We start from the raw sequence: 25,537 nt of genomic DNA, 5'->3' as shown, positions 1-25,537 counted from the left end.
CCATGAACTACCAGACCATCGAAACCCAACTCGCTCCCGGCATTGCCCTCATCTGGCTGAACCGGCCCGATGTGCGCAACGCGATGAACGACACGATGATCGCCGAGCTGACCGACGCCTTCGAGGCGGCCATCGACGACGACACGATCCGCGCGATCGTGCTGGCCGGGCAAGGCAAGGCCTTCTGCGCCGGCGGCGACCTGAACTGGATGAAGCGCGCCGGCGAGATGAGCCCCGAGGAGGCCTTCGAGGACTCGCGCAAGCTCGCCAGCCTGCTGCGCACGATCCACGACAGCCCCAAGCCGGTGATCGCGCGGGTGCATGGCGCGGCCTTTGCCGGCGGCATGGGACTGGTCGCGGCCTGCGACATCGCGGTGGGCAGCCACGAGGCGAAGTTCTGCCTGTCCGAGGTCAAGCTCGGCCTGGTGCCTGCCATGATCAGCCCCTTCGTGCTCGGCCGCATCGGCGCGGCGCACGCCCGGCGCTGGACCCTGACCGCCGAGGTCTTCGGCGCAGCGGAAGCCTGGCGGATCGGCCTGCTCGACGACATCTCCCCCGACGACGAGCTCGATGGAACGATCAACGGGCTCCTCGGCCACCTGGTGCAGGCCAGTCCGGCCGCGCTGCGCGAGGCCAAGCGGCTGATCCGCGACGTGGCCGGCAAGCCGATCGACGACGCGCTGACCGACGACACCGCGCGCCGCATCGCCGCGATGCGCGCCTCCCCCGACGGGCAGGAAGGCATGGCTGCCTTCTTCGAGAAGCGCAGGCCGTCGTGGTTCATCGACCCGGAGAACGCGTGATGTTCGACAAGATCCTGATCGCCAACCGCGGCGAGATCGCCTGCAGGGTGGCCGCGACCGCGCGCCGGATGGGCATCCGCACGGTGGCCGTCCATTCCGACGCCGATGCCGGCGCGAAGCACGTGGCGGCCTGCGACGAGGCGTACCGGCTGGGGCCGGCGCCGGCACGCGAGTCCTACCTGCGCGCCGATCGCATCCTGGAGATCGCCAGGCACTGCAGCGCGCAGGCGATCCACCCGGGCTACGGCTTCCTGTCCGAGAACGAGGCCTTCGCGCGCGCGGTGCACGACGCCGGACTGGTCTTCATCGGACCGCCGGCCGACGCGATCGCGGCCATGGGCAGCAAGTCGGCCGCCAAGGCGCTGATGGAGAAGGCCGGCGTGCCCCTGGTGCCCGGCTACCACGGCAGCGAGCAGGACCCGGTCTTCCTGGCGGCCGAGGCCGAGCGGATCGGCTTCCCGGTGCTGATCAAGGCCAGCGCGGGCGGCGGCGGCAAGGGCATGCGGATCGTCGAGCGCGCCGACCAGTTCGCCGCTGCGCTGGCCTCCTGCCAGCGCGAAGCGCGCAACGCCTTCGGCGACGAGCACGTGCTGATCGAGCGCTACGTGCTGCGGCCGCGCCACATCGAGATCCAGGTCTTCGCCGACACCCACGGCAACTGCGTGCACCTGTTCGAGCGCGACTGCTCGGTGCAGCGCCGCCACCAGAAGGTGATCGAGGAGGCCCCGGCGCCGGGCATGACCGCCGAGCGCCGCGCCGCGATGGGCGACGCCGCGGTGGCCGCCGCGCGTGCCGTCGGCTACGTGGGCGCCGGCACCGTGGAGTTCATCGCCGACCAGGCCGGCAGCTTCTGGTTCATGGAGATGAACACCCGGCTGCAGGTCGAGCACCCGGTCACCGAGATGATCACCGGCCAGGACCTGGTCGAGTGGCAGCTGCGGGTCGCCGCCGGCGAGCCGCTGCCGAAGGCGCAGCGCGAGCTGTCGATCGACGGGCACGCGATCGAGGTCAGGCTCTACGCCGAGAATCCCGACAAGGGTTTCCTGCCTTCGATCGGCACGCTGAAGCGGCTGCGCCTGCCCGACGGCGAATCGTTCGCGATCGGCAGCGCGACGAGCGCCGGCGGCGCCAGTGCCGGCGTGCGCGTCGACAGCGGCGTGCGCGAGGGCGATGCGATCACGCCGCACTACGACCCGATGATCGCCAAGCTGATCTGCCACGGCCGGGACCGCGCCGAGGCGCGCCAGCGAATGGCCGGCGCGCTCGCGCGGGTGCAGGCGGCGGGCGTGCAGACCAATGCCGCCTTCCTGTCGCGGCTGATGCGCGACCAGGCCTTCGCCGCCGCCGAACTGGACACCGGCCTGATCGAGCACCGGAAGGCCACGCTGCTGCCCGAGCCAGCGGCGCCCGGCCTGCGGACGCTGGCGCTCGGCGCCGCGGCCGTGATCGCCCTGGAGCGCGCGGCCGCCACGGCTGGCCCGAGCGACCCGTGGGCGGTCACCGACGGCTGGCGACACGGTGGCGCCTGGCTGGCGCGGCCGATGCGCTTCGGCTTCGCCGGCGCCGAGCACGAAGTCGTGGTCGAGTACGCTGCGGCAGGATGGACCGTGCGAGCCGGCGAGCAGGCGGTCTGTCTGGCCGCGCTGCGACTGGACACCGGCACCGGCACGCTGCGCGGCCTCGCCGGCGACGGCGCCTTCGAGATCGGCGTGGCGCTCGACGGCGAGACGCTGCACCTCTTCGGGCCCGACGGACCGGTCGCGCTGCACTGGGCGGGCCCGCTCGCGCACGCCGGCGACGACGCCCACGAGGGCGGTGGCCTGAGCGCGCCGATGCCCGGCAAGGTGGTCGCGGTGCTGGTCGAGGCGGGCGCAAGGGTTTCGCGCGGCCAGCCGGTCGTGGTCATCGAAGCCATGAAGATGGAGCACACGATCGCCGCACCGGCCGACGGCAAGGTCACCGAGCTGCGCTACCGGGTCGGCGACCAGGTCGCCGAGGGCGCCGCGCTGATCGGCTTCGAGCCGGCGTGAACCCGATGCTCCGGATCGCGATCACCCACCCCGAAGCCGAGGCGCGCGAGCGCTGGTGCGCCGCGCTGTCGGCGCTGCTTCCGCAGGCGCGCGTCGAGGGCTGGCGGCCCGGCGCCGAGCCGGCCGACTACGCGGTCGGCTGGTACCCGGAGTCCGGGTTCTTCGCCGGCCAGCCGCGGCTGCGGGCCCTGTTCAGCGCCGGCGCCGGCGTGGACCACCTGCTGCGCCATCCCGATCTGCCGGCCGCCTTGCCGGTGGTCCGGCTCGAGGATGCCGGCATGGCCGAGCAGATGGTCGAGTACTGCCTGCACGAAGTGCTGCGCCTGCAGCGGCGCGCGCCCGACTACGAGCGCCTGCAGCGCGAAGGCCGCTGGCAGGAGCTTCGTTCGCTGCGCCGGGACGAGCTCGAGGTCGGCGTGTTCGGCCTGGGCGTGCTCGGCGCGCAGGTGGCGCGCGCCTTCGCCGCGCTGGGCTATCGGGTGCGCGGCTACTCGCGCTCGCCCAAGGCGGTCGAGGGCGTGAACTGCTTCGACGAAGGCCGGGGCCTGCAGGCCTTCCTCGAAGGCTGCCGCGTGCTGGTGCTGCTGGCGCCGCTCACGCCCGGCACCCGGGACCTGTTCGATGCCCGGCGCCTGGCCTGGCTGCCCGAAGGCGCCTGGCTGGTGAACGTCGCGCGCGGCGCGCTGGTGGTCGACGAGGCGCTGCTGGCGGCGCTGGACTCGGGCCGGCTGGCCGGCGCCACGCTCGACGTCTTTCGCGAGGAACCGCTGCCGGCCTCGCATCGATTCTGGACGCATCCCGGGGTGCGGATCACGCCACATGTGTCGGCAGTCACGCTGCCCGAGATCTCCGCCAGGCAGGTGGCGAGCAAGATCACGGCGCTGGAGCGCGGCGAGCCGGTGAGCGGCCTCGTCCTGCGCGAGCGCGGCTACTGACTCGGCAGGACCAGAACCACGGAGGCTTCGCAAACGCGGCGGCCGGGGAGGCAATCAGGGCCGCCCGGGCAGCATCGCGCGCGAAGCGGCACAATTGGAACCTGGCAATCGAACCGGCTGCATGCCCAAGCAAGCGGAAGCCCGAAGCAAATGAAGCTGCCCACGAAAGTCCTGATCACCGAAGTCGGTCCGCGCGACGGCCTGCAGAACGAGAAGCAACCGGTGTCCACCGAGGTGAAGGTCGGATTGTGTGAGCGCTTGCTCGCCGCGGGCGTTCGGCAACTCGAAGCCACGTCCTTCGTCTCGCCGAAGTGGGTGCCGCAGATGGCCGACGCGGCCGAGGTGATGGCGCGCATCCCGCGGCCGGCCGGCAGCCGCATCTCGGTGCTCACCCCCAACATGAAGGGCTTCGAGACGGCGCTGGCTGCCGGCGCGCAGGAAGTCGTGATCTTCGGCGCGGCCAGCGAGGCCTTTTCCCAGCGCAACATCAACTGCTCGATCGCCGAGAGCATCGAGCGCTTCCGCCCGGTGGCCGAGGCGGCCAAGGCGAACGGCCTGCGCCTGCGCGCCGCGGTGTCGGTGGCCTATGGCTGCCCCTACCAGGGCGAGGTGCCCGTCGAGTCGGTGGTCGACGTGTCGCTGCGGATGCGCGAGCTCGGTTGCGACGAGATCGGCATCGCCGACACCATCGGCGTGGCCAACGGCGGCCAGGTGCAGCGCGTGCTCGAGGCGGTGCTGCGCGAGCTGCCGGCCGACGCGATCTCCGGCCACTACCACGACACCTGCGGCCAGGCAGTGGCCAACGTGCTGGCCAGCCTGCAGGTGGGCATCGAGCGCTTCGACACCTCGATCGCCGGCCTGGGCGGCTGCCCCTTCGCCAGGGGCGCCACCGGCAACGTGGCCACCGAGGACGTGGTCTACCTCCTCCACGGCCTGGGCATCGAGACGGGGCTGGATCTCGATGCGCTGGTCGAGGCCGGCCAGTGGATCTCGGCGCAGCTCGGCCGGCGCAGCAACTCGCGCGCCGGCAACGCGATCGCCGCGAAGCGCGCGGCCCGGCAGGAAGCCGCCACCGCATGACCGGGACCAAGCCGCCGCCCCGCCCCGCCTTTGCGGGGCGCACCCGCTCGCCTTGCATCTCGGTGTGCCGGATCGATCCGGTCGATGGCCTGTGCGTGGGCTGCCTGCGCACGATCGACGAGATCGCGAACTGGGGCGCCATGCCGCCCGAGCAGCGGGTCGAGGTCTGGCGGCTGATCGCCGAGCGACGGGAGGCCAAGGACGTGGCGAAGGCAGCCGCCGCGGGCCCGCGCGGATGAACCATCTGCCCGACACGGTCCGCTTCGTCGAGCGCGACTGGCTCTCCTCCAACCAGGTCTTCCTGGTCGACGGCGACGCGGCCACGATCGTCGACACCGGCTACGTCAAGCACGCACCGATGACCGCCGCCATCGTCGGCCGCCTGCTCGAGCAGACCGGCACCCGGCTCGCGCGCATCGTGAACACCCACCTGCATTCGGACCATTGCGGCGGCAACCGGATGCTGGCCGAGCGCTTCGGCGGCCGGACCCTGGTCCCCGAGGCCAGCCTCGCCGACGTGGCCCACTGGAACGAGCAGGCGCTTACATTCGCGGCTACCGGCCAGCGCTGCGACCGCTTCGAGGCGCACGGCGGCATCTCGCCCGGCGACGAGCTGGTGATGGGCGGGCTGCGCTGGCGCGCGCACGCGGCGCCCGGTCACGATCCCAAGAGCCTGGTCTTCCACTGCCGCGCGGCGCGGCTGCTGATCTCGGCAGACGCCCTGTGGGAGCAGGGCTTCGGGGTGATCTTCCCCGAGATCGAGGGGGAGTCCGGCTACGACGAGCAGCAGGCGATCCTGGAACTGATCGCCACGCTGGAGGTCGACCTGGTGCTGCCCGGCCACGGCCCCGCCTTCACAGACGTGGCTGCCGCGCTCGACACCGCCTTCTCGCGCCTGAGGGCACTGCGCGAGGACCCGACGCGACAGCCCCGCCACGGGCTCAAGGTGCTGGTCAAGTACCTGATGCTCGACCTGGAGCGGATCGAGACCGAGCGCTTCGTCGAGCGCATCCGCGCCGCATCGATCCCGCGCCACGCGGCACAGCGCCTGGGCATGACACCCGACCAGGCGATCCGCGACGCCATCGCCCAGCTTGTCGCCCAGGGCCAGCTCGCCGAAGATGCCGGCTGGCTGACCGACACCAGCGCCGCCTGAGCCCGCCGACGACGATCGTCACGGAGACGCCCCATGATCCAGCCCGCGAGCCTCGCCATCCGCGACAGCCACGACGACGACCTCGGGGCGATCCAGGCGATTTACGCGCACCACGTGCGACACGGCGGCGGCTCCTTCGAGCTCGAGCCGCCGGACCTGGTCGAGATGATGCGCCGGCGCGCCGACGTGATGCGCAACGGCTTCCCCTACCTGGTGGCGGTGAGCAAGACGGACGGACGCGAGCGGGTGCTCGGCTATGCCTACGTCAACTTCTTCCGGCTTCGGCCCGCCTATCGCTTCACGGTCGAGAACTCGATCTACGTCGACCCGGCCGCCCAGCGCAGCGGCGTGGGCAAGCGGCTGCTGAACGAGTTGATCGCCCGCTGTGAAGCGGCGGGCCTGCGGCAGATGGTGGCGGTGATCGGCGACAGCCGCAATACCGGCTCGATCGGGCTGCACGCCGCCTGCGGCTTTCGTTTCGCCGGCGTGCTGCGCAGCACCGGCTGGAAGTTCGACAGCTGGCTCGACACGGTGCTGATGCAGCGCGAGCTGGGGGCCGGCGACCGCAGCGCGCCGGACTCGCCCCAGGCCGCCTACCCGCGCCAGTAGCCGTTCGCCGCTGCGATCGTCTGGAAATTGATCGCCACCACCTGCGAGACCGCAGTCAGGCTGTCGGCATTCTCGGCGTAATCGGGGCGCAGCCGGTCGCGAACCTCGGCCGAGGGCTGCGTGTACTTGACGCCCATGCGGGCGAGCTTGATGGCCAGTTCGAAACCCTCCTGTGGTCCCGAGGTCAGCAAGGTGGTCAGCCATTGATCGGCCATGGGGCGTTCTCCTTCTTCGGTGCCGTCGAGCCTATCAGCCCCTCTGCGCCCGGTCCAGCGCGTTATGCGCCTCGATCCGCTCGCGCGCCTCGCGCCACTGCTCGTCGGTCCAGTCGCGCAGCGGATAGAAGTTCCCGCCGTTGGCCAGGTAGTTCCCGCCGTCCATGAAGACCAGCTGCCCGGTGAGCCAGTCGCAGCCGCCCGACATCAGGAACGCCGCCAGGTTCTGAAGTTCGGCCATGCTGCCCGGTCGGCGCATCGGATTCATGGCCCGGGAACGCGCGCCCGGCTCCTCGCCCGGGTTGAGCCGCTTGCTCATGCCTTCGGTGGGGATCTCGCCGGGGCCGATCGCGTTGAGCCGGATCCCGTAGCGCGCCCATTCGGTGGCCAGCGAGCGGGTCATCGCGGCGATGCCGGCCTTGCTCATCGCGGAAGGCACCACGAAGGGCCCGCCGTTCTCGACCCAGGTCACGATGATCGACATCACCGAGTTCATCGGCATGCCGGGCTTCCAGCCGCCGGCGCGCCGCGTCTCGTCGATCCAGTGCCGGCCGACCGCGTTGGTCACGTAGAAGGTGCCGTGGAACACGATGTTGGCGATCGCGTCGAAGGCGCGCGAGGACAAGGCTTCGGTGGGGCTGATGAAGTTGCCTGCGGCATTGTTCACCAGGCCGGTGAGCGGGCCCTCGGCGAAGATCTCGTCGACCATCGCCTCGACCGCCTGCGCGTCGCGGATGTCCACCGCGAAGGTCGTCACCTCACCGCCGTGCGCGCGCATCATCTGCTGCGCGGCCTCGTCGAGCACCGCCTTGCGGCGACCGCAGATCGCGACGCTGGCGCCGAGCTGCAGGAAGCGCTCGCTCATCGCCCGGCCCAGGCCGGTGCCGCCACCGGTCACCAGGATCCGGTGTCCCCGCATCAGGTCTTTCTCGAACATCCTTGCCTCGCCAATCGGGTCCGCGCTCGCGGATGGACCTCAATCGTACTTCCTGGCGTCCTCGATCACCTTGCCGTCGTTCGGCAGGCTGCCGGGCGCGACCAGCGCCACCTCGCCGCGCAGCTTGGTGACCTCGCGCACCGACTCGGCCAGCGCGGCCGCCAGCGCCTCGCCGCCGCCGGAGGCGGCCACGACCGAGTCGCCGGCCTCGCAGCGCAGCGTCATCCGGTCGTTGGCCATTTCGCCCTCGACGACCAGGCGAGCGCGCGCCACACCCGGGTGCCGGCGCACGATCTCGTGCACCTGTCCCGGGTGAACGAACATCCCGCGCACCTTGGTGGTCTGGTCGGCACGCCCCAGCCAGCCGCGGATCCGCACGTTACTGCGTCCGCAGGGCGAAGGGCCGCGCATCACCGCGGACAGGTCGCCGGTGCCGAAGCGGATCATCGGGTAGACCGGGTTGAAGCTGGTGACGACCACCTCGCCGACCTCGCCGTCGGGCACCGGGTCTCCGGTGCCGGGGCGCACGATCTCGAGGATCAGGTCCTCGTCGAGGATCATGCCTTCCATGGCCTCGGACTCGTAGGCCACCATGCCGAGGTCGGCCGTGCCGTACCACTGCAGCACGGTCGCGACGCCCTGCTGGTGGAACCAGCTGCGCAGGCTGGGCGGCAGCGCCTCGGCCGCCACCAGCGCGCGCTTCAGGTTCGAGATGTCGAGCTTCAGCTCCTGCGCCTTCTCGACGATGATCCGCAGGAAGGACGGCGTGCCCGCGTAGGCGTCGGGCTTCAGCGTGCGGATCAGGTCGATCTGCTGCTCGGTGTTGCCGATGCCGGCCGGGATCACCGCGCAGCCCAGCTTGCGGGCGCCGCCGTCGACCATCCAGGCGCCCGGCGTCAGGTGATAGCCGAAGCAGTTCTGCACCACGTGGCCCGGGCGGATGCCCGCCGCGTGCAAGGCCCGCGCCACCCGCCAGGGATCGTCGCCGGCGCCCTCCGGGTCGAAGATCGGGCCGGGCGACATGAACAGGCGCCCGAGCCTGCCCGGCGCCACGGTGGTCAGGCCGCCGAACGGGGGGCGCGCCTGCTGGATGTCCTTCAGGTCGCCCTTGCGCAGCACCGGCAGCGCCGCGAGCGCCTTGCGCGAGCTGACGTCGCCCGGAACGACTCCGGCGAGCCGCTCGCGCCAGCCCGGCGCCTTGTCGATCGCGCGCGCGATCAGGCCCGGCAGGCGCGCCATCAGCGCGCCCTCGCGTGCCTCCGGAGACCGGGTCTCGAGTTCGTCGAAATGCTGGCTCATGGGTTCACCCGCGCGCGCCTGGCGCTCACAGCCAGCGCTTGCGCCGCTTGTAGGACTTCAGGTTCTTGAAGGACTTGCGCTCGTGCTCGCCGCCGCCCAGGTAGAACTCCTTGACGTCCTCGTTGTTGATCAGGTCTTCCTGGGCGCCATCCAGCACGATCTTTCCCGACTCCATGATGTAGCCATGGCTGGCGGCCTTCAGCGCCATCCGCGCGTTCTGCTCGACCAGCAGGATCGTGATCCCGAGCTCCTTGTTGAGCTGGCGGATGATGTCGAACACCTCCTTGACCAGCAGCGGCGACAGGCCCATCGACGGCTCGTCGAGCAGGATCATCTTCGGCCGCGCCATCAGCGCGCGGCTGATCGCCAGCATCTGCTGCTCGCCGCCCGACAGGTAGCCGGCCAGCCCGGTGCGCTCGCGCAGCCGCGGAAAGAAGTCGAAGACCATGTCGAGGTCCTTCTTGACCCCGTTGTCGCGGCGCGTGTAGGCCCCGAGACGCAGGTTCTCGATGACGGTCATGTCCTCGACGATGCGGCGCCCCTCCATGACCTGGAAGATGCCCTTGCGCACGATGTCCTCGGGCGCCATGTTGGCGATCTCCTCGCCCATGAAGCTCACGTTGCCGCGCGTGACCTCGCCGTCTTCGGTGCGGAGCAGCCCCGAGATCGCCTTCAGCGTGGTCGACTTGCCCGCGCCGTTGGGCCCGAGCAGCGCGACGATCTCGCCCTCGGGCACCGAGAGGCTGACGCCCCGGAGCACGAGGATCACCTCGTCGTAGACGACCTCGATGTTGTTGACCGTCAGGATCGGCGGCTTCGTCGCGGCCTTCTTCTCGGCCGCCACGGGCCCGGCCAGGACGGAATCGGCTTGCGCCATCGGTAGCTACTCCACTGCTTTCGGGGAGACCCCCTCTTCCGCGGGGGAAGAGGGGGCGGGCAGGTCGCTTACCAGCCGAGCCACTCGGGCTTGCGCGGGATGTCCGCCTCGCCGGCCTTCGAGATCGACTGCTGGCCGTCCTTCGAGTTGGCGCGATAGATGAACACCTTGGTCGTGCCGCGGTGGTCTTCCGCAGTCCAGGTGGACGGGATGCACACGCCCTGCAGCTCGGCCGGAACGTGGTCCCTGAACTGCTCCATCGCGGCCTTGATGTTCGGGCCGGTCACGCCGCCGCTCATCTTGGAGGCGGCGACCATGGCGTCGCGCATGTAGAAGGCGGAGCAGATGCCGCGCATGTAGTGGACCGGACGGTACTCGTTGCCGCCGGGGTCGGACATCTTCGAGATCTCGCGCACCGTCTTCATCCCCGGCGCGTCGGACTTCCAGTCGGCGCCGCCGACCACGAACATGACGCCGTCGGCCGCATCGCCCGCACCGCGCAGCGCGTTCTCGTCCATGCCCCAGACGTTGGCCAGGAACTGCGTCTTGACGCCCACCGTCTCGCAGGACTTCAGCAGCGAGATGGTCGAGCCGCCGGTGTTCGCCAGGAAGGCGTACTGGGCGCCGGAGTCCTTCAGGCTCAGGCACTGGGCCTTGAAGTCGCCGGGCTTGAGCGAATACTGGATCGGCGGCATCACCTGGAAGCCGAGCTCGGTCGCGTAGGCGGCGCAACCTTCCTTGGGCGCGTTCGGGTACGGGTGGTTGTCGCCGAGGTGAACGAACTTGGGTTGCGCGATGTTCTTGGCCTTCGCGTCGGCAGCCGCCCACTGGACGAGCGCGCGGCAACCGTCGGTGTAGGACGGGCCGTAGAAGAAGTTGTAGGGCGCCGCCTTGGTGCCCTTCGGGCCCTTTCCTTGCGGATCGGTCAAGTGGCCCGAATAGGACGCCGAGAAGTTCGGCACCTTGTCGGCCGCCTGGAACCCGACCAGCGCCTCGGTATCGGCCGTGCCCCAACCCTGGATCGTGACGGCCTTGTCGGTGCCCACCCACTTCTTGTAGGTGGCGATCGCGCGCGGCGCGTTGTAGCTGTAGTCGACGGTCTCGAACTTCAGCGGCTGGCCGGCGATGCCGCCGTTCTTGTTGATCCAGGCCATCGCGTCGGCCACGCCCTGGCCGTAGGGCTTGCCCACGTCGGAGGTCGGGCCGGTGAAGTCGACCAGGTGGCCGACGAAGATGGGATCGGCGGCCGAGGCGGAACCTGCCCCGAGCACGAGCGCCGCGGCTGCGGCGGCGAATACGGTGGTCTTCATCTGCTGTCTCCTCTTGTGGATCACGGACCCGGTGAACGAATCGCTTGTGGAACCGCTTGTCATGGACTGCCTCCTCCTCGGGCGCCGCCGGATGCCGGCGCCCCCTGGCTAGTACGAGAACGGATAGAGCTTCCAGTACGCCTTGATCATCTTCCAGCGATGGGCGAGCCCGTCGGGCTCGAAGATCAGGAAGAGCACGATGGCCAGGCCGATCGCGCCTTCCTTCAGGAAGGCGATGCCGTCGGTCAGGGCCGGAAAGTAGCCGCCTGCCGCCTGCGAGAAGGCCTGCACGGTCTCGGGCAGCAGCACCATGAACGCCGTGCCCATCAGCGTGCCCATCACGCTGCCCATGCCGCCGATGATGATCATGCCCAGGAACTGGATCGAGAGCAGGATCGTGAACGACTCGGCCGACACGAAGCTCAGGTAGTGGCCGAACAGCGCGCCCCCCACGCCCGCATAGAAGGCGGCGATCCCGAAGGACAGCACCCTGTACCGGGTCAGGTTGATGCCCATGATCTCGGCCGACAGGTAGTGGTCGCGCACCGCGATGAAGGCCCGCCCGTCGCGGCTGCGCAGCAGGTTGGCGCCGACCAGGTAGAGGATCACCACGTAGGTCAGCACCACGTAGAAATAGTGACGGTCTCCCGCGATCTGCATGCCGAAGATGCTGAACGGCTGCGCGATCGTGCCGGACGATCCGCCGGTGAACCAGTCGGCGCGAGCGAAGAAATCCTCGAGGATGAACTGGGCGGCAAAGGTCGCGATCGCCAGGTACAGGCCCTTGATTCGCGCCGCCGGGATGCCGAAGAGCATGCCGACCACGGTGGTCATCAGGCCGGCCAGCGGAATGGCCCAGAAGACCGGCACGCCCCAGCTGTTGTTGAGCCAGGCCGAGGCGAAGGCGCCGAAGCCGAAGAAAGCCGCGTGACCCAGCGAGATCTGCCCGGTGAAGCCGACCAGGATGTTCAGGCCCAGCGCGGCGATGCCGTAATAGCCGATCTGGATCAGCAGGTTGAGGTGGTAGGCGCTCAGCAGCTCGGCGCCCCCGATCTTCAGCGGCGCGAGGCACAACAGGAGCACCGCCGCGATCGCGAAGCCGCGCGAGGCCGGCGTCGGGAAGATCGTGGTGTCCTTGCGGTAGCTGGTCTTGTACTGGCCGCAGGGGATCAGGGCCGAGGAAGTGGTCGCCATGCCTCAGATCCTCTCGATCTGCTTGGTGCCGAACAGGCCGTAGGGCTTGATCATCAGGATCACGATCAGCGCGTAGAAGGGCGCGACCGTGTACAGGTTGCCCCAGTTCAGGTACTGGCTGTCGACGAACTCGGCGAGGTTCTCGAGCACGCCGATGATCAGCCCGCCGACGATCGCGCCGATGATCGAATCGAGCCCGCCCAGGATGACCGCCGGAAAGACCTTGATCCCGAAGAAGGACAGCGCCTGCGACACCCCGTTGACCATGCCGACCACCACGCCAGCCAGCGCGGACACGACGGCGGAGATCGCCCAGGCCGCGGCGAACACGGTCTTGACCGAGATGCCCAGGCTCTGCGCGACCTGCTGGTTGAAGGCGGTGGCGCGCATGGCCAGACCCATCCGCGAGAACTTGAAGAACCAGGCGAAGCCCGCCATGATCACCAGCGATATCAGCATCGACATGATGTAGGGGGTCTGCACGTTCAGCCCCAGGATGTTCATGGACTTCGACGCGAACACCTCGGGATAGGGCGCGGTCCAGACGCCGAACATCCACTTCATCATGGCCTGGAAGAAGATCGACAGGCCGATCGTGACCATGATGACCGAGATGATCGGCTCGCCGATCATGGGCCTGAGCACGAGCACCTGAAGCAGGATCCCGAACACCGCCATGAAGGCCAGGGTGATCGGGAATCCGAGCCAGAACGGCACCTTCATGCTGGTGAGCAGCCACCAGCAGGTCCAGGCGCCGATCAGCAGGAACTCGCCCTGCGCGAAGTTCACGATCTGGGTGGACTTGTAGATCAGCACGAAGCACATCGCCACGACACCGTAGAGCGTCCCGATGATGATGCCGTTGACGGTGAGCTGGATCAGGAGATCGGTGTTCATGCGCGTTCTCGCTATGCGGCCCGCTCGGCGGACGCCGGCCGCCCGGCGCTCGCGGCGGCCGGGCCGGTGTCGAGCAGCTTCTCGACCACCAGGTCGGTCTGGATGCGCGACGTGGTGCCGTCCTGGAATCGGATGATCGTGTCCACGTGGACCTTGGGCGTGTCGCCGTAGATCGCGTCGATGATGTCGGCGTACTTCTCGGCGATCACGTTTCGCCGCACCTTGCGGGTGCGGGTCAGCTCGCCGTCGTCCGCGTCGAGCTCCTTGTAGAGCAGCACGAACTTGCGCACCCGTTGCGGCTCGGGCAACGTGGCGTTGACCTTCTCGACCTCTTCGCGCAGCAGCCGGTAGACCTCGGGCTGCGACGACAGGCTGGTGTAGTTGGTGAACGCGATGCTGCGCTGCTCTGCCCACTTGGACACGATCGAGTAGCGGACGCAGATGATCGCGGCCAGGTAGGGCCGGTCGTGCCCCAGGATGACCGCCTCGGCGATGAAGGGCGAGAACTTGAGCTTGTTCTCGATGAACTGCGGCGAGAAGCGCGTGCCGGTGGACGTGGTGGCCAGGTCCTTGACCCGGTCGATGACGACCAGGTGCCCGTTCTCCTTCTTGATGTAGCCGGCATCGCCGGTGTACATCCAGCCGTCGCGCACGTCGGCCCTGGTGGCATCTTCGTTGCGGTAGAAGCCCAGGAACATGCCCGAGGTGCGCGCCACGATCTCGCCTACGCCGTTCTTGTCGGGCTGGTCGATGCGCAGCTCGGTGTCGCCGAAGGGCAGGCCCACGGTGTCGAAGTCCACGTCGTCGAGCTGGTGGATCGTGTAGGCGCCGGCCAGCTCGGTCTGGCCGTAGATCTGGCGCAGCGGCACGCCCATTGCCTGGAAAAAGCGGAAGGTCTCGGGGCCCAGCGCCGCGCCGCCGGTGGCGGCCGACTTCAGGAAGGTGAAGCCCAGCCGGTCGCGCAGCGGCCGGAACAGGATCAGCTCGGCGAGCCAGGAGCGGCGCTTCTGGTCGAGCGCCTGGAGCCCGAGCCTCATGCCCAGCTCGAACATCTTCTGCTTGAAGCGCGTGGCGTCCATCATGCGCGCCCGCACGTCGGCGGCGATCTGCTCCCAGACCCGCGGCGCGAGCAGCACGAAGGTGGGGCCGATCTCGCGCAGGTCGGCCATCATCGTCTCGGGCTCCTCGACGAAGTTGACCGTGATGCGGCAGATCAGCGGCTGGGCCACCGCGTAGATCTGCTCCATGATCCAGGGCAGCGGCAGCACCGACACGTAGTTGTCGCTGGGCAGCTTCGGGTCGGCGCCCAGGTAGGCGGCACAGTGCCCGAGGAAGGGCCCGGCCTGCAGCATGGCCAGCTTGGGGTTGGACGTGGTGCCCGAGGTCGTGCAGAGGATGGCGACGTCGTCGGCCTTGCCCAGCGCGACCTCGTCGGCAAAGCGCGAGGGCTCGCGGGCCTCGAGGCGCGCGGCCATGGCCTTGAGCTCGTCCCAGCTGACCAGGCGCGGATCGTGGTACTTGCGCATGCCGCGCGGGTCGAAGTAGACGATCTTCTCGATGCTCTTCGAGTTCTCGGCGACCTCGAGCAGCTTGTCGACCTGCTCCTCGTCCTCGGCCAGCACGACCCGGACCTGGGCGTAGTCGACCAGGTAGGCGACCTCCTGGGGCATCGCGTCGTGGTAGACGCCCAGCGACATGCAGCCCACCGAGTGGATCGCGAGCTCGCTCCAGACCATCTCGGGCCGGTTCTTGCCGATGAAGCTCACGACCTCGCCGCGCTTCACGCCCAGCTCGATCAGGCCGAGCGCGATCTCCTTGACGCGATCCCGGTAGTCGGCCCAGGTGAACTCGTTCCAGATCCCGAATTCCTTCTCGCGCATCGCGACCTCGCCGGGCCAGCCCCCGGCGTTGTGCAGCAGCAGCTTCGGGAAAGTGTCGTGGCGGACGACGTCGCCGTACTCGGGTTGCATCAGGCGGCCTCGTCGTCTTCCACGCCCAGGTAGGCGCGCTTCACGTGCTCGTTGTTCATGATCTCGTCGGGCAGGCCGTCGGCGATCTTGCGACCGAAGTCGAGCACGATCACGCGATGCGAGATATCCATGACCACGCCCATGTCGTGCTCGATCATGATCACCGTCATGCCCCACTCCTCGTTCAGGTCGACGATGTAGCGGGCCATGTCCTCCTTTTCCTCGAGGTTCATGCCGGCCATGGGCTCGTCGAGCAGGATCAGGTCGGGCTTGACCGCCACCGCGCGCGCCAGCTCGACCCGCTTGCGCAGGCCGTAGGACAGCGTGCCGGCGACCGCCTTGCGGATGTGGCTGATCTCGAGGAAATCGATGATGTCCTCGACGTGGCGGCGGTGCTCGAGCTCCTCGCGCTGCGCGCCGCCGAACCAGTACAGGCCGCCGGTCAGGAAGTTGTTCTTCAGCAGGTGATGCCGGCCGACCATGATGTTGTCGAGCACGGTCATGTGGCTGAACAGCGCCAGGTTCTGGAAGGTGCGCCCGAGCCCCAGCGTGGCGCGCTGGTTGGGCGTGAGGCGGGTGATGTCCTGCCCCTTGAACCAGACGCTGCCGCTGGTCGGCGAGTACCGCCCCGAGATGCAGTTGAGCATCGAGGTCTTGCCCGCGCCGTTGGGGCCGATGATGGAAAACAGCTCGCCGGGCCGGACTTCGAAGCCGACCTCGGTGAGGGCCTGCACGCCGCCGAACCTGAGCGAGATGTCGCGCGCCTGCAGGATGGGCGCCGATTCGCTAGTCAATGTCTCCTCCTCCGCCTCGTGATCGAGGTCTGGAGCCGCCCGCGGCGGCTCCGGCACTAGATTAGTCTATGCCAACCCGGCCGGTATAGTTGTCGTCCGTCCGACAAACTCCGGGGGAAAGGAATCTTGCCGGTGGCACGATCGCTCGACGACCTGCTGGACCTGTCGCCGTGGATGAGGCAACTCGACGCGCCGCAGCAGGCGCGCGTGCGCCGCGACCTGATCGAGCGGACCGTGCCGGCCGGCGCCTTCGTCTGCCGCAAGGGCGAGCCGATCGAGCACTGGTTCGGCGTCATCGACGGCCTGGTCAAGATAAGCAGCGTCTCGGCCGACGGCAAGTCGGTCACCTTCATCGGCGTGCCGCCGGGCGGCTGGTACGGGGAAGGCTCGCTGCTCAAGGCCGAACCGCGCCGCTACGACGCCGTCGCCCTGCGCGACAGCCGGATCGCCCTGATGCCGCGAGCCACCTTCCAGTGGCTGCTGGACTCCAGCATCCCGTTCAACCGCCACCTGCTGATCCAGCTCAACGAACGGCTCGGCCAGCTGATCGCCACGCTGGAGTCCGACCGGCTGCTCGGGCCCGACGCCCGGGTGGCGCGCTGCCTGGCCCAGATGTTCAATCCGCTGCTCTACCCGGAACTGGGGCCCCGGCTCGAGATCTCGCAGGCCGAGCTGGGCTTCCTGACGGGGCTCTCGCGCCAGAGGGTGAACCAGGCGCTGCAGCTGCTGTCGCGGCGCGGCCTGCTGAACGTGGAGTACGGGTCGATCACCGTCCTGTCGCTGGACGCGCTACGCGGCTTCGAGGAATGAGGAGCGGGGGCGCCGCCCAGCGCCGGTGATCGAGCCGGGGCCCGCCGCAAGGGTCGGGCCCGAGCCGGTCACTTCGAATAGTCGTAGAAACCGCGGCCGGTCTTGCGGCCCAGCATGCCGGCGTCGACCATCTCGCGCAGCAGCGGCGCCGGGCGGTACTTCGGGTCGTTGAAGTTGTTGTAGAGCACTTCCATGACCGCCAGCTCGACGTCGAGCCCGATCAGGTCGCACAAGGCCAGCGGGCCGATCGGGTGGTTGCAGCCCAGCTTCATGCCGGCATCGATCTCCTCGGCACTGGCCAGGCCCTCCTGCAGCGCGAAGATCGCCTCGTTGATCATCGGGCACAGGATCCGGTTGACCACGAAGCCGGCGCTGTTCTTCACGCCGATCGGGGTCTTGCCCAGCCGCTCGGCCAGCTCGGTGACCGTGGCCACGGTTTCGTCCGAGGTGCGCAGCCCGCGGATCACCTCGACCAGCGCCATCACCGGCACCGGGTTGAAGAAGTGCATGCCCACGAAACGGTCCGGATGATGGAGCGCAGTGGCCAGCTTCGTGATCGAGATCGACGAGGTGTTGGTGGCGATGATCGCGCCGGGCTTCGCGATGCCCGAGACGTTCTGCAGGATCTTGACCTTCAGCGCCTCGTTCTCGGTGGCCGCCTCGACGACCAGGTCGGCCGCGGCCAGGTCCTCGGGATTCGTGGTCGTCTTGATGCGCGACAGGATCTCGAGCTTGCGGACCTCGTCGATCGAGCCCTTCCTGACCAGGCGGTCGAGCGAACCGGAGACGGTCTTCAGCCCCTTCTCGATGGCCGCGTCGTTGATGTCCTGCATGATCGCGTCGATGCCCGCCACCGCGCAGGCCTGCGCGATGCCGTTGCCCATGGTGCCGGCGCCGATGATGCCGACGGTCTGGATGCTCATTTCGGGGTCCCTGTTTCGTCGAGTGGAAGATGGGCGAATTCTATCGGGCCTCGGGGGTGGCGCTTCGGTCGGGGCGTGCGCCCGCGACCGGAGCGGGACCCGCCCCGGTCGCTGGAGGCTGCGGCACGGTGCGGCCGGAGGCCACCCAGGAGGCCCTGACGAATCGTGGCTTGGCCGAAGGCGGCGATGACGGCAAGAGCACAAGCGGACGCTGAATCACGGAAACAGGCTCGCGACCCAACAACGTCAAGCCGTCCGGCTCCCGTACGCCACCGACGTCTAGCTAGCGGTCGGCCGGAGGCGGCGGCAGCCGGGTGCTTGTGCGCTGGCGCGGGAGCGCAGTGAAGACCCGGCGAGCGAAGCGAGAGCGGAACGCTGTCTGAAGCCCGCCGCAGGCGGGCTGAGTTGCGTTCCGCGACGGGGCTGAACGCCCGCGCGACCAAGCGTTTCCGCGAAGCGGACAGCGCACCGCACCCGGCTGCCGCCGCCTCCGGCCGACTGCGGGCGCCAACCGCGGGTGCCGGGCGCGGCAGGCGTCACCCGGTCCGCGCCGCGAACCCCGCCTCCGCGAGTCGCGCCATCAGCGCCCGCACATGCTCCGGCCCGCGCGTCTGCACGACGATCTCCACCTCCACCCGCTGCGAGCCCACGCTGCCGAAGGCACGCTCGTGGCGGATCTGCTCGATGTTGGCCTGCTCCTCGGCGAGGATGCCGGTGACCTGCGACAGCGCGCCCGGCACGTCGCGGATGTCCACGTAGAGCCGGGCCAACCGGCCGGTGCGGGCCATGCCCCGCTCGATGATCGAGGCGAGCAGCAGCGGATCGATGTTGCCGCCGCACAGCACGAGCCCCACCCGCCGCCCGCGGAAGCGCTCGGGGTGGCGCAGCAGCGCGGCCAGGCCGGCGGCGCCGGCGCCCTCGACCACCGTCTTCTCGACCTCGAGCAGCAGCAGGATCGCCCGCTCGATATCGCCCTCGCCGACCAGCACGACCTTGTCGACCCGCTTGCGGATGATCGGCAGCGTTCGCTCGCCGAGCCGGTTCACCGCGATGCCCTCGGCGATCGAGCCGGCGCCGACCTCGTGGTGCGTGCCCTCGAGCGCGTCGTAGACCAGCGCGAAGCGCTCGGTCTGCACGCCGGTGACGCGAATGCCGGGCTTCAGGTGCCTGGCGGCGGTCGCGATGCCCCCGATCAGGCCGCCGCCGCCGATCGGCACGACGAGTTCGTCCAGTTCCGGCTGCGCGCGCAGCATCTCGATGCCGATCGTCCCCTGGCCCGCGATGACCAGGTCGTCGTCGAAGGGGTCGATCATCGTGAGGCCGCGCTCGGCGGCCAGCCTGAGGCCCTGCTCGCGCGCGTCGTCGAAGCGATCGCCGTGCAGCACCACCTCGGCGCCGAACTCGCGGGTGCGCATCACCTTCACGCCGGGAGTGAAGCGCGGCATCACGATGGTGGCCGGTATGCCCAGCCGCTTCGCGTGCCAGGCCACCCCCTGCGCGTGATTGCCGGCGGACACCGCGATCACGCCGCGGGCGCGCTGCGCGTCGTCGAGCTGCGACAGGCGGTTCAGCGCGCCGCGCTCCTTGAACGAGGCGGTGAACTGCAGGTTCTCGAACTTCAGGTAGACCTGCGCGCCGGTGATGTCGGACAGGGTCCGCGACAGCAGGCAGGGCGTTTCGACGACCTGGCCGCGAATGCGGCTGGCGGCGGCTTCGATGTCGGCGAATTCGATCATCGCCGCATTCTGGCGCGGACGGCGGCGGCTGGCTACCGCGGCCCGCCCCGATTCACACCGTCCAGGGGTCGGGAGCCTCGCCGGCGACCTTCCAGCGGCTCGCCGCCTCGGCTGCCTGCTCGCGGCTCAGGACACCGTCGTCGCACAGCGCCACCACGGCCGCCCACGCGATCGACTTGGCGTCCACCTCGAAGAACTCGCGCAGCCTCGCGCGGGCGTCGCTGCGCCCGAAGCCGTCGGTGCCCAGCGTGACATAGCGGCGCCCCTGCGGCAGCCAGGCTCGGATGCTCTCGGGCACCAGCCGCACGTAGTCGGTGGCCGCGACGACCGGGCCTTCGGTGCCGGCCAGGCAGCGGTGCACCCAGCTCCCGCCACTCGAGGCGCCGCCCGTGCCCCCCGCCAGCGCCTGCCGGCGCGCCCGCTCGGCGCTCATCCCGTCGCGTGCCAGCTCGGAGAAGCTCGTCACGCTCCAGACGTCGGCCGCGACGCCGGCCTCGGCGAGCAGGTCGGCCGCGGCAATGGCCTCGCGCAGGATCGCGCCGGCGCCGAGCAGCTGCACGCGGGGGGCGGCGGGCTTCGCGCCCCGGCGGCCCTGGTACGGCGGCCCCGACGCGGCGACATCGGCCGCGCGGAAGCGGTGCATCCCGCGCAGGATGCCTTCGCGCACCGCCGGATCGACCTCGATCGCCGCCGCGTCGTCGCCGCCCGCCGCGCCCGGCAGGCTCGGCTGCGCGTAGTTCTCGTTGCCCACCGTGATGTAGTGGAACACGTCGCGCTGCTCGACGAGCATCTCGCGCATGCCGGCGTCGACGATGACCGCCAGTTCGCCGGCGAAGGCCGGATCCCAGGCCTTGCAGTCGGGCACCGTCATCGCCTGCAGGTGGCTCGATCCGTCCTGGTGCTGCAGGCCTTCGCCGGCCAGCGTGGTGCGGCCCGAGGTGGCGCCGATCAGGAAGCCCCGCGGGCGCTGGTCGGCCGCCGCCCAGATCAGGTCGCCCACTCGCTGGAAGCCGAAGATCGAGTAGTAGATGTAGAAGGGCAGCATGGCCAGGCCGTGCGTGGAGTACGCAGTGGCGGCGGCGGTCCACGAGGACAGCGCGCCGGCCTCGGTGATGCCCTCTTCCAGGATCTGACCGCAGACGTCTTCGCGGTAATACAGCATCGAGCCGGCGTCTTCCGGCTCGTAACGCTGGCCCTGCGGCGAATAGATGCCCACCTGCCGGAACAGGTTGGCCATGCCGAAGGTGCGCGCCTCGTCGGCCACGATCGGCACGATGCGCGGCCCCAGCGCCGGGTCTTTCAGAAGCTGGCCGAGCATCCGCACGAAGGCCATCGTGGTCGACATCTCCTTGCCTTCGGCGGCCAGCGCGAAACCGGCGTAGCGGCCGATCGGCGGCACCGGCACCGGCTCGCAGTCGCTGCGCCGCGCCGGCAGGTAGCCGCCGAGCTTCTCGCGCTGCCTGCGCAGGTAGCGCATCTCGTCGCTGTCCTCGTCGGGACGATGGAACTCCAGCGCGAGCGCCTGCTCGTCGGAGAGCGGCAGAGCGAAGCGATCGCGGTAGGCCAGCACCGCGTCGGGATCGAGCTTCTTCTGCTGGTGGGTGGTCATCCGGCCCTGGCCGGCCGACCCCATCCCGTAGCCCTTCATCGTCTTGGCGAGGATCACGGTCGGCTGGCCGCGGTGCGACATCGCCGCCCGGAAGGCCGCGTGCACCTTCACGATGTCGTGGCCGCCGCGGTGCAGGCGATCGATCTGCGCGTCGGTCATCGCCTCGACCAGCGCCGCCAGCTCGGGCGATTGCCCGAAGAAGCGCTCGCGGTTGTAGCGGCCGTCCTTCGAGGACAGGGTCTGGAACTCGCCATCCACCGTTTCAGCGAAGGCGCGCATCAGCGCCTGGCCGCGGTCGCCCTCGAACAGTGCGTCCCAGTCCGAACCCCAGACCACCTTGACCACGTTCCAGCCCGCGCCGGTGAACACGCCCTCGAGCTCGTCGATGATCCGGCCGTTGCCTCGCACGGGTCCGTCGAGCCGCTGCAGGTTGCAGTTGATGACGAAGACGAGGTTGTCGAGGCGCTCGCGCGAGGCCAGCGCCAGCGCGCCGATCGACTCGGGCTCGTCCATCTCGCCGTCCCCGAAGAAGCCCCAGACCTTGCGGTCGCTGGCGGCGATCAGGCCGCGATGCTCCAGGTAGCGCATGAAGCGCGCCTGGTAGATCGCCGAGATCGGGCCGATGCCCATCGAACCGGTCGGAAACTGCCAGAAGTCCGGCATCAGCCAGGGGTGGGGGTAAGAGGACAGACCCTGCAGCCCCTTCTTCGCGGCGCCGACTTCCTGACGATAGTGCTCGAGCGCCGAAGCAGGCAGGCGCCCCTCGAGATAGGCGCGCGCGTAGACGCCGGGCGCCGAGTGCGGCTGGAAGAAGACCAGATCGCCCCCGAACTGCTCGTTGCGGGCCCGGAAGAAGTGATTGAAGCCGACCTCGAACAGGTCCGCCGCCGAGGCGTAGCTCGAGATGTGGCCGCCCAGTTCACCGTAGGCCTTGTTCGCCCGGACCACCATCGCCAGCGCATTCCAGCGCACGATCGCCGCGATCCGCTGCTCGAGGTCGAGGTTGCCCGGAAAGCGCGGCTGGGCCGCCACCGGGATCGTGTTCCGGTAAGGCGTGACCAGCTGCGGTCGCCAGCCGACCTGCTGGGCGCGGGCGTGCTGGGCCAGCCTGTCGAGCAGGTACCTGGCGCGCTCCGGGCCCTGGGTGGCGATCAGCGACTCGAGCGCCTCGAGCCACTCGGCGGTCTCGGACGGATCGGCGTCGACCGGCGGCTCGTCGAGCTTCGGGGGCTCGGGAAGCGCAGCGGGCAGCCAGTTCTGGGAGGAGAGGTCGGTCATGGGGGACTCCGTGGCGGCAGGCCGGCGCAGCGGCCCGCCCTCGCCGCGGACGGGTCCCGCGGCGACGAGCGGGGCGATATCGCGCACTCTAGGCGCTCGGATGCCGAATCGGGTGCCGAATAAGGGCACGCGACCGTAAGGTTTCGGCATAAACTGCCGAAAACAGACGGATATACAGAGTTTCATGCCACCCACAAGCGCTGCCGACAAGCTCGATGCGATCGACCGCCGGATCCTCGCGGCCTTGCAGGAGGACGGCCGGCTGACCAACGTCGAGCTCGCGCGGCGGGTGAACCTGTCGCCCTCGCCCTGCCTGGCCCGGGTCAAGGCGCTGGAGAGGCGAGGGCTGATCCGCGGCTACGTGGCGCTATGCGACCCGCTGGCGCTGGGCCTGTCGCTCAACGTGTTCATATCGGTGAGCCTGGAGCGGCAGCGCAAGGACGCGCTGGAGACCTTCGAGCAGCGGGTCAGCGAGCACCCCGAGGTGATGGAGTGCTACCTGATGACCGGCGACTCCGACTACCTGCTGCGTCTGGTGGTGCCCGACATGCAGTCGCTCGAGCGCTTCATCGTGGACCACCTGGCGAAGATCCCCGGGGTGGCCAACATCCGGTCGAGCTTCGCGCTCAAGCAGGTCCGGTACAAGACGGCGCTGCCGCTGGGCGGCGGCTGAGGCTCCCCCGGTCGGCGCCTCGCCTTCAGCGGGCGCCGACCCGTTTCGCGAGCTCCGCCAGCCGCTCGCGATCCGCCGCCCGCGTGAGCGCCGGCCGAGCGTGCTCGAGCGCGGTCGCGGACATCCGCCGCGCTGCGCGCTTCACCTCGTGGCCGCCGGCATCCGCGAGCATCGCCAGCGACTTCTGCAGCCGGATGCCCACCTCCACCGTGCCGGCACCGTCGCGTGCGATCGGCGCGAACAGGTCCTCGAACAGGTCGTCGGCCGACAGCGGCGGCACGCGCACCGAGGGATAGGGAAGGTCCTCGCCCGGGTCGCTGGGCCCGTCGGACCGGCCGCGCTCGCCGCACCACCGGTCGAGCACCCGCACCCCGGTGCCCAGGATGTCGATCGCGGTGCCCGGGTCGTTGACCGCCGGCGACAGCGCCCGCGACGCGATCTCGGCCAGCACGACCAGTCCGAAGCGCGGATCCTGATCGTAGGTGCGCGAATCGCCCACGGTGAAGGCCTCGCGCACCGCCTTGCAGCGGGCCTCGTCGTCGAAGTCGGTCCAGGCGAGCGGCTGCGTGCGATGAACGAAGGCTCCGGGCAGCGCCGCGACCCACACGCTGCCGGCCTCGCCGGCCGCGGCCTGCAGCGCGTTCATGTCGACGTGCTTCACGTAGCCGATCGCATGGCCGTGCACCGCCTTCGCCGAGGCCGGCACCTCGCCCGGCGGCCGTCCGCCCAGGCAGGGCATCGCGATCCGGTCCTCGAAAGCCTGCCGGGCGGCGCGTTCGACCCGGTTGATCGTGTCGCCCATCCGGCCCAGCGTGGACAGATGCGAGATCCAGCGCAGCAAGGTGACCACGATCACCACGATGACGAACACGGTCGCGCCGAACAGCACCAGCCGGCCGCTGTCGCCGTAGACGCCGGTGCTCAGCGCGATGATCCCGACCAGGCTGAACAGGAAGGCGCCGAGGAAGGTCGACATCGCGTTCTGCGAGGTCGCATCCTCGAGCAGCAGCCTGGTGGCCCGAGGCGTCACCGTGGACGCCGCCGACGCATAGGCCGAGACCATCGTGGTCAGCGAGAAGATCGTCACCGTGAGCATGCTCGACGCGATGATGCCGAGCACGTTGTCGAGCGCATCGGCGCCGACCAGCGCCGACCATTCGGGCGGGATCCGCGGGCTGGCGATCGGCGCCACCAGGGCGGTCGCCACCGCGAACAGCGAGAACAGCGAGGCCCGGAACCAGAGCTTGCGGACCGCCGTCTCGATGAGCCACTGCCAGCGCGATTTCATCCGTGCCATGGGCAGCGCAGCCTCCTGGTGCGGGGTCTTCCGAAGCCGGATACGATACAGGTTCGCAGATAGCCGAGGCGCCCGAAGCGCCCAATCGGCAGGCATGCCCACGGGAGACGAAAGATGACCGAGACGAACGATCCGTCGATGCGCGCCGTCGATGGGCCGCAGGCAGGGCGCGCGTCGGAAACCGCCCCGGCGGCGGCGCCGCCGGCGATCCCGGTGGCCTCGGGCCTTCCGCTGACCGCCCCCTTCGACTGGCTGGCGGCCGGCTGGCAGGACTTCCGCGCCACCGGCTTTCGCGGCGCCTTCTACGGCCTGGTCTTCGCGCTGATGGGGCTGGCGATCTTCATGATCTACGAAACCCGCTGGCAGCTCACGATGGGCCTCACGGCCGGGTTCTTCCTGCTGGGTCCCTTCGTGTGCACGGGCCTCTACGAACTGTCGCGCCAGCGCGAGCGGGGCGAGGCGCCCAGCCTGCCCGCATCGATGACCTGCTGGAAGCGCAACCTCGGCGCGATCGGTTTCTTCGCCGCGATCCTGACTTTCCTGATGATCGTCTGGGCCCGGGTCTCGGTGGTGCTGTTCGCGCTGGCCTCGACCACCGAGTTCCCGACCATGCACAGCATGATCGGTCAGATCGTCTCGCCGACCAACCTCGAGTTCCTGCTGCTGTGGACGGCGGTCGGCTTCGTGTTCGCATCGCTGGTGTTCGCGATCTCGGTGGTGTCGGTGCCGCTGATGCTCGACCGCCGCAGCGACACGATGATGGCGATCTTCTCGAGCGCCCGCGCGCTGGCCACCAACCCCGGTCCGGTCTACCTGTGGGCGCTGCTGATCGTGGCGATCATCGGCGCGAGCCTGCTGCTGTGGTTCGGCCTGCTGATCGTGACCGCGCCGCTGATCGGCCACGCCACCTGGCACGCCTATCGGGCGCTGATCCGCTGAAGGCCCGCCGGCGCAGCCGCCGTCGGCGCTCGGCCCGGGCTAGCTGTGAAGCGTCAAGACGTTGTTGTCTGACGCGGCGTTGAGTCTGGAGATCGGCGGCACGCCGCCGATGCCCTGATGCGGGCGGTGCCAGTTGTAGTGGTGCTGCCACTTCGCAAGCATCTGG

Annotated in this window: 24 protein-coding genes; 10 read left to right on the top strand and 14 right to left on the bottom strand. The window is 69.6% G+C overall.

Annotated features, from left to right (window positions below):
* The first annotated feature begins 2 nt into the window (after positions 1-2).
* From FHP08_RS10380 to FHP08_RS10350, 7 genes are all read left to right on the top strand, one after another.
* The gene (locus FHP08_RS10380) at positions 3-803 is read left to right on the top strand and encodes an enoyl-CoA hydratase/isomerase family protein (protein WP_147704398.1); all 801 of its coding nucleotides are present in this window, start codon (positions 3-5) and stop codon (positions 801-803) included.
* Positions 803-2,833 carry an acetyl/propionyl/methylcrotonyl-CoA carboxylase subunit alpha gene (locus FHP08_RS10375; protein ID WP_147704397.1) on the top strand — a complete coding sequence of 677 codons (2,031 nt, stop codon included), beginning with the start codon at positions 803-805 and terminating at the stop codon, positions 2,831-2,833. The genes FHP08_RS10380 and FHP08_RS10375 overlap by 1 nt, the downstream gene beginning before the upstream one ends.
* Before the next feature lie 5 nt (positions 2,834-2,838).
* Positions 2,839-3,768, top strand: coding sequence for a 2-hydroxyacid dehydrogenase (locus FHP08_RS10370; protein WP_147704775.1), 930 nt, complete (start codon positions 2,839-2,841; stop codon positions 3,766-3,768).
* Between the two features lie 150 nt (positions 3,769-3,918).
* Positions 3,919-4,848 carry a hydroxymethylglutaryl-CoA lyase gene (locus tag FHP08_RS10365; RefSeq protein WP_147704396.1) on the top strand — a complete coding sequence of 310 codons (930 nt, stop codon included), beginning with the start codon at positions 3,919-3,921 and terminating at the stop codon, positions 4,846-4,848.
* The gene (locus tag FHP08_RS10360) at positions 4,845-5,087 is read left to right on the top strand and encodes a DUF1289 domain-containing protein (RefSeq protein WP_147704395.1); all 243 of its coding nucleotides are present in this window, start codon (positions 4,845-4,847) and stop codon (positions 5,085-5,087) included. The genes FHP08_RS10365 and FHP08_RS10360 overlap by 4 nt, the downstream gene beginning before the upstream one ends.
* Positions 5,084-6,004, top strand: a complete 921-nt coding sequence (locus FHP08_RS10355) for an MBL fold metallo-hydrolase (protein WP_147704394.1) — start codon at positions 5,084-5,086, stop codon at positions 6,002-6,004. The genes FHP08_RS10360 and FHP08_RS10355 overlap by 4 nt, the downstream gene beginning before the upstream one ends.
* A 33-nt stretch (positions 6,005-6,037) precedes the next feature.
* Positions 6,038-6,613, top strand: coding sequence for a GNAT family N-acetyltransferase (locus FHP08_RS10350; protein WP_147704393.1), 576 nt, complete (start codon positions 6,038-6,040; stop codon positions 6,611-6,613).
* Here FHP08_RS10350 and FHP08_RS10345 read toward each other — a convergent pair.
* From FHP08_RS10345 to FHP08_RS10305, 9 genes are all read right to left on the bottom strand, one after another.
* Complete coding sequence (locus FHP08_RS10345) at positions 6,598-6,828, bottom strand: hexameric tyrosine-coordinated heme protein (protein WP_147704392.1); 231 nt, start codon at positions 6,826-6,828, stop codon at positions 6,598-6,600. The two genes, FHP08_RS10350 and FHP08_RS10345, sit on opposite strands and share 16 nt — an antisense overlap.
* Before the next feature lie 34 nt (positions 6,829-6,862).
* The gene (locus tag FHP08_RS10340; RefSeq protein ID WP_147704391.1) at positions 6,863-7,765 is read right to left on the bottom strand and encodes an SDR family oxidoreductase; all 903 of its coding nucleotides are present in this window, start codon (positions 7,763-7,765) and stop codon (positions 6,863-6,865) included.
* 39 nt (positions 7,766-7,804) lie between these two features.
* Positions 7,805-9,064 carry a phenylacetate--CoA ligase family protein gene (locus FHP08_RS10335; protein WP_147704390.1) on the bottom strand — a complete coding sequence of 420 codons (1,260 nt, stop codon included), beginning with the start codon at positions 9,062-9,064 and terminating at the stop codon, positions 7,805-7,807.
* A 25-nt stretch (positions 9,065-9,089) separates the two neighbouring features.
* Positions 9,090-9,941: an ABC transporter ATP-binding protein gene (locus FHP08_RS10330; protein WP_147704389.1), complete on the bottom strand. Its 852-nt coding sequence runs from the start codon at positions 9,939-9,941 to the stop codon at positions 9,090-9,092.
* Between the two features lie 68 nt (positions 9,942-10,009).
* Positions 10,010-11,251, bottom strand: coding sequence for an ABC transporter substrate-binding protein (locus FHP08_RS10325; protein WP_147704388.1), 1,242 nt, complete (start codon positions 11,249-11,251; stop codon positions 10,010-10,012).
* A 108-nt stretch (positions 11,252-11,359) separates the two neighbouring features.
* Positions 11,360-12,445, bottom strand: coding sequence for a branched-chain amino acid ABC transporter permease (locus FHP08_RS10320; protein WP_147704387.1), 1,086 nt, complete (start codon positions 12,443-12,445; stop codon positions 11,360-11,362).
* Positions 12,446-12,448: 3 nt separating this feature from the next.
* Positions 12,449-13,342, bottom strand: coding sequence for a branched-chain amino acid ABC transporter permease (locus FHP08_RS10315; protein WP_147704386.1), 894 nt, complete (start codon positions 13,340-13,342; stop codon positions 12,449-12,451).
* A gap of 11 nt (positions 13,343-13,353) precedes the next feature.
* Positions 13,354-15,312, bottom strand: a complete 1,959-nt coding sequence (locus tag FHP08_RS10310) for a long-chain fatty acid--CoA ligase (protein ID WP_147704385.1) — start codon at positions 15,310-15,312, stop codon at positions 13,354-13,356.
* Positions 15,312-16,106: an ABC transporter ATP-binding protein gene (locus tag FHP08_RS10305; protein WP_147704384.1), complete on the bottom strand. Its 795-nt coding sequence runs from the start codon at positions 16,104-16,106 to the stop codon at positions 15,312-15,314. The genes FHP08_RS10310 and FHP08_RS10305 overlap by 1 nt, the downstream gene beginning before the upstream one ends.
* A 174-nt stretch (positions 16,107-16,280) precedes the next feature.
* Here FHP08_RS10305 and FHP08_RS10300 point away from each other — a divergent pair, with 174 nt between their 5' ends.
* Positions 16,281-16,916 carry a Crp/Fnr family transcriptional regulator gene (locus FHP08_RS10300; protein WP_147704774.1) on the top strand — a complete coding sequence of 212 codons (636 nt, stop codon included), beginning with the start codon at positions 16,281-16,283 and terminating at the stop codon, positions 16,914-16,916.
* 68 nt (positions 16,917-16,984) lie between these two features.
* Here FHP08_RS10300 and FHP08_RS10295 read toward each other — a convergent pair whose 3' ends face one another.
* The 3 genes from FHP08_RS10295 to mdeB form a co-directional block, all read right to left on the bottom strand.
* Entirely contained in the window at positions 16,985-17,839 is an 855-nt protein-coding gene (locus FHP08_RS10295) for a 3-hydroxybutyryl-CoA dehydrogenase (protein ID WP_147704383.1), read from the bottom strand.
* 536 nt (positions 17,840-18,375) lie between these two features.
* Positions 18,376-19,575 carry a threonine ammonia-lyase gene (locus FHP08_RS10290; RefSeq protein WP_147704382.1) on the bottom strand — a complete coding sequence of 400 codons (1,200 nt, stop codon included), beginning with the start codon at positions 19,573-19,575 and terminating at the stop codon, positions 18,376-18,378.
* Positions 19,576-19,627: 52 nt separating this feature from the next.
* Positions 19,628-22,462 carry an alpha-ketoglutarate dehydrogenase gene (gene mdeB / locus FHP08_RS10285; protein WP_147704381.1) on the bottom strand — a complete coding sequence of 945 codons (2,835 nt, stop codon included), beginning with the start codon at positions 22,460-22,462 and terminating at the stop codon, positions 19,628-19,630.
* 184 nt (positions 22,463-22,646) lie between these two features.
* Between mdeB and FHP08_RS10280 the strand changes: the two genes are divergently transcribed.
* Entirely contained in the window at positions 22,647-23,135 is a 489-nt protein-coding gene (locus FHP08_RS10280) for an Lrp/AsnC family transcriptional regulator (RefSeq protein WP_147704380.1), read from the top strand.
* 25 nt (positions 23,136-23,160) lie between these two features.
* Here FHP08_RS10280 and FHP08_RS10275 read toward each other — a convergent pair whose 3' ends face one another.
* Complete coding sequence (locus FHP08_RS10275) at positions 23,161-24,432, bottom strand: DUF2254 domain-containing protein (RefSeq protein ID WP_222707864.1); 1,272 nt, start codon at positions 24,430-24,432, stop codon at positions 23,161-23,163.
* A 114-nt stretch (positions 24,433-24,546) separates the two neighbouring features.
* Here FHP08_RS10275 and FHP08_RS10270 point away from each other — a divergent pair, with 114 nt between their 5' ends.
* Positions 24,547-25,371 (top strand): DUF2189 domain-containing protein, encoded by an 825-nt coding sequence (locus FHP08_RS10270; protein ID WP_222707863.1) that lies wholly within the window; start codon positions 24,547-24,549, stop codon positions 25,369-25,371.
* Positions 25,372-25,410: 39 nt separating this feature from the next.
* Here FHP08_RS10270 and FHP08_RS10265 read toward each other — a convergent pair.
* Positions 25,411-25,537 (bottom strand): integrase core domain-containing protein (locus FHP08_RS10265; RefSeq protein WP_147704379.1); only part of this gene is annotated, 127 nt, incomplete at its 5' end.

Source organism: Zeimonas arvi, assembly GCF_008039575.1.
Lineage (GTDB): Bacteria > Pseudomonadota > Gammaproteobacteria > Burkholderiales > Burkholderiaceae_E > Zeimonas > Zeimonas arvi.
The sequence above is the reverse complement of the archived record's forward strand: the minus strand, read 5'-3'. Positions and strand labels throughout refer to the sequence as shown.

Bases quoted from the DNA above. Each gene is read 5' to 3' on its own strand.
- FHP08_RS10375 (WP_147704397.1), top strand. From the start codon at position 803: ATGTTCGACAAGATCCTGATCGCCAACCGCGGCGAGATCGCCTGCAGG.
- FHP08_RS10270 (WP_222707863.1), top strand. From the start codon at position 24,547: ATGACCGAGACGAACGATCCGTCGATGCGCGCCGTCGATGGGCCGCAG.
- FHP08_RS10275 (WP_222707864.1), bottom strand. From the start codon at position 24,432: ATGGCACGGATGAAATCGCGCTGGCAGTGGCTCATCGAGACGGCGGTC.
- FHP08_RS10335 (WP_147704390.1), bottom strand. From the start codon at position 9,064: ATGAGCCAGCATTTCGACGAACTCGAGACCCGGTCTCCGGAGGCACGC.
- mdeB (WP_147704381.1), bottom strand. From the start codon at position 22,462: ATGACCGACCTCTCCTCCCAGAACTGGCTGCCCGCTGCGCTTCCCGAG.
- FHP08_RS10350 (WP_147704393.1), top strand. From the start codon at position 6,038: ATGATCCAGCCCGCGAGCCTCGCCATCCGCGACAGCCACGACGACGAC.
- FHP08_RS10290 (WP_147704382.1), bottom strand. From the start codon at position 19,575: ATGATCGAATTCGCCGACATCGAAGCCGCCGCCAGCCGCATTCGCGGC.
- FHP08_RS10330 (WP_147704389.1), bottom strand. From the start codon at position 9,941: ATGGCGCAAGCCGATTCCGTCCTGGCCGGGCCCGTGGCGGCCGAGAAG.
- FHP08_RS10315 (WP_147704386.1), bottom strand. From the start codon at position 13,342: ATGAACACCGATCTCCTGATCCAGCTCACCGTCAACGGCATCATCATC.
- FHP08_RS10340 (WP_147704391.1), bottom strand. From the start codon at position 7,765: ATGTTCGAGAAAGACCTGATGCGGGGACACCGGATCCTGGTGACCGGT.
- FHP08_RS10360 (WP_147704395.1), top strand. From the start codon at position 4,845: ATGACCGGGACCAAGCCGCCGCCCCGCCCCGCCTTTGCGGGGCGCACC.
- FHP08_RS10280 (WP_147704380.1), top strand. From the start codon at position 22,647: ATGCCACCCACAAGCGCTGCCGACAAGCTCGATGCGATCGACCGCCGG.
- FHP08_RS10380 (WP_147704398.1), top strand. From the start codon at position 3: ATGAACTACCAGACCATCGAAACCCAACTCGCTCCCGGCATTGCCCTC.
- FHP08_RS10295 (WP_147704383.1), bottom strand. From the start codon at position 17,839: ATGAGCATCCAGACCGTCGGCATCATCGGCGCCGGCACCATGGGCAAC.
- FHP08_RS10300 (WP_147704774.1), top strand. From the start codon at position 16,281: ATGAGGCAACTCGACGCGCCGCAGCAGGCGCGCGTGCGCCGCGACCTG.
- FHP08_RS10365 (WP_147704396.1), top strand. From the start codon at position 3,919: ATGAAGCTGCCCACGAAAGTCCTGATCACCGAAGTCGGTCCGCGCGAC.
- FHP08_RS10320 (WP_147704387.1), bottom strand. From the start codon at position 12,445: ATGGCGACCACTTCCTCGGCCCTGATCCCCTGCGGCCAGTACAAGACC.
- FHP08_RS10310 (WP_147704385.1), bottom strand. From the start codon at position 15,312: ATGCAACCCGAGTACGGCGACGTCGTCCGCCACGACACTTTCCCGAAG.
- FHP08_RS10355 (WP_147704394.1), top strand. From the start codon at position 5,084: ATGAACCATCTGCCCGACACGGTCCGCTTCGTCGAGCGCGACTGGCTC.
- FHP08_RS10370 (WP_147704775.1), top strand. From the start codon at position 2,839: ATGCTCCGGATCGCGATCACCCACCCCGAAGCCGAGGCGCGCGAGCGC.
- FHP08_RS10325 (WP_147704388.1), bottom strand. From the start codon at position 11,251: ATGAAGACCACCGTATTCGCCGCCGCAGCCGCGGCGCTCGTGCTCGGG.
- FHP08_RS10345 (WP_147704392.1), bottom strand. From the start codon at position 6,828: ATGGCCGATCAATGGCTGACCACCTTGCTGACCTCGGGACCACAGGAG.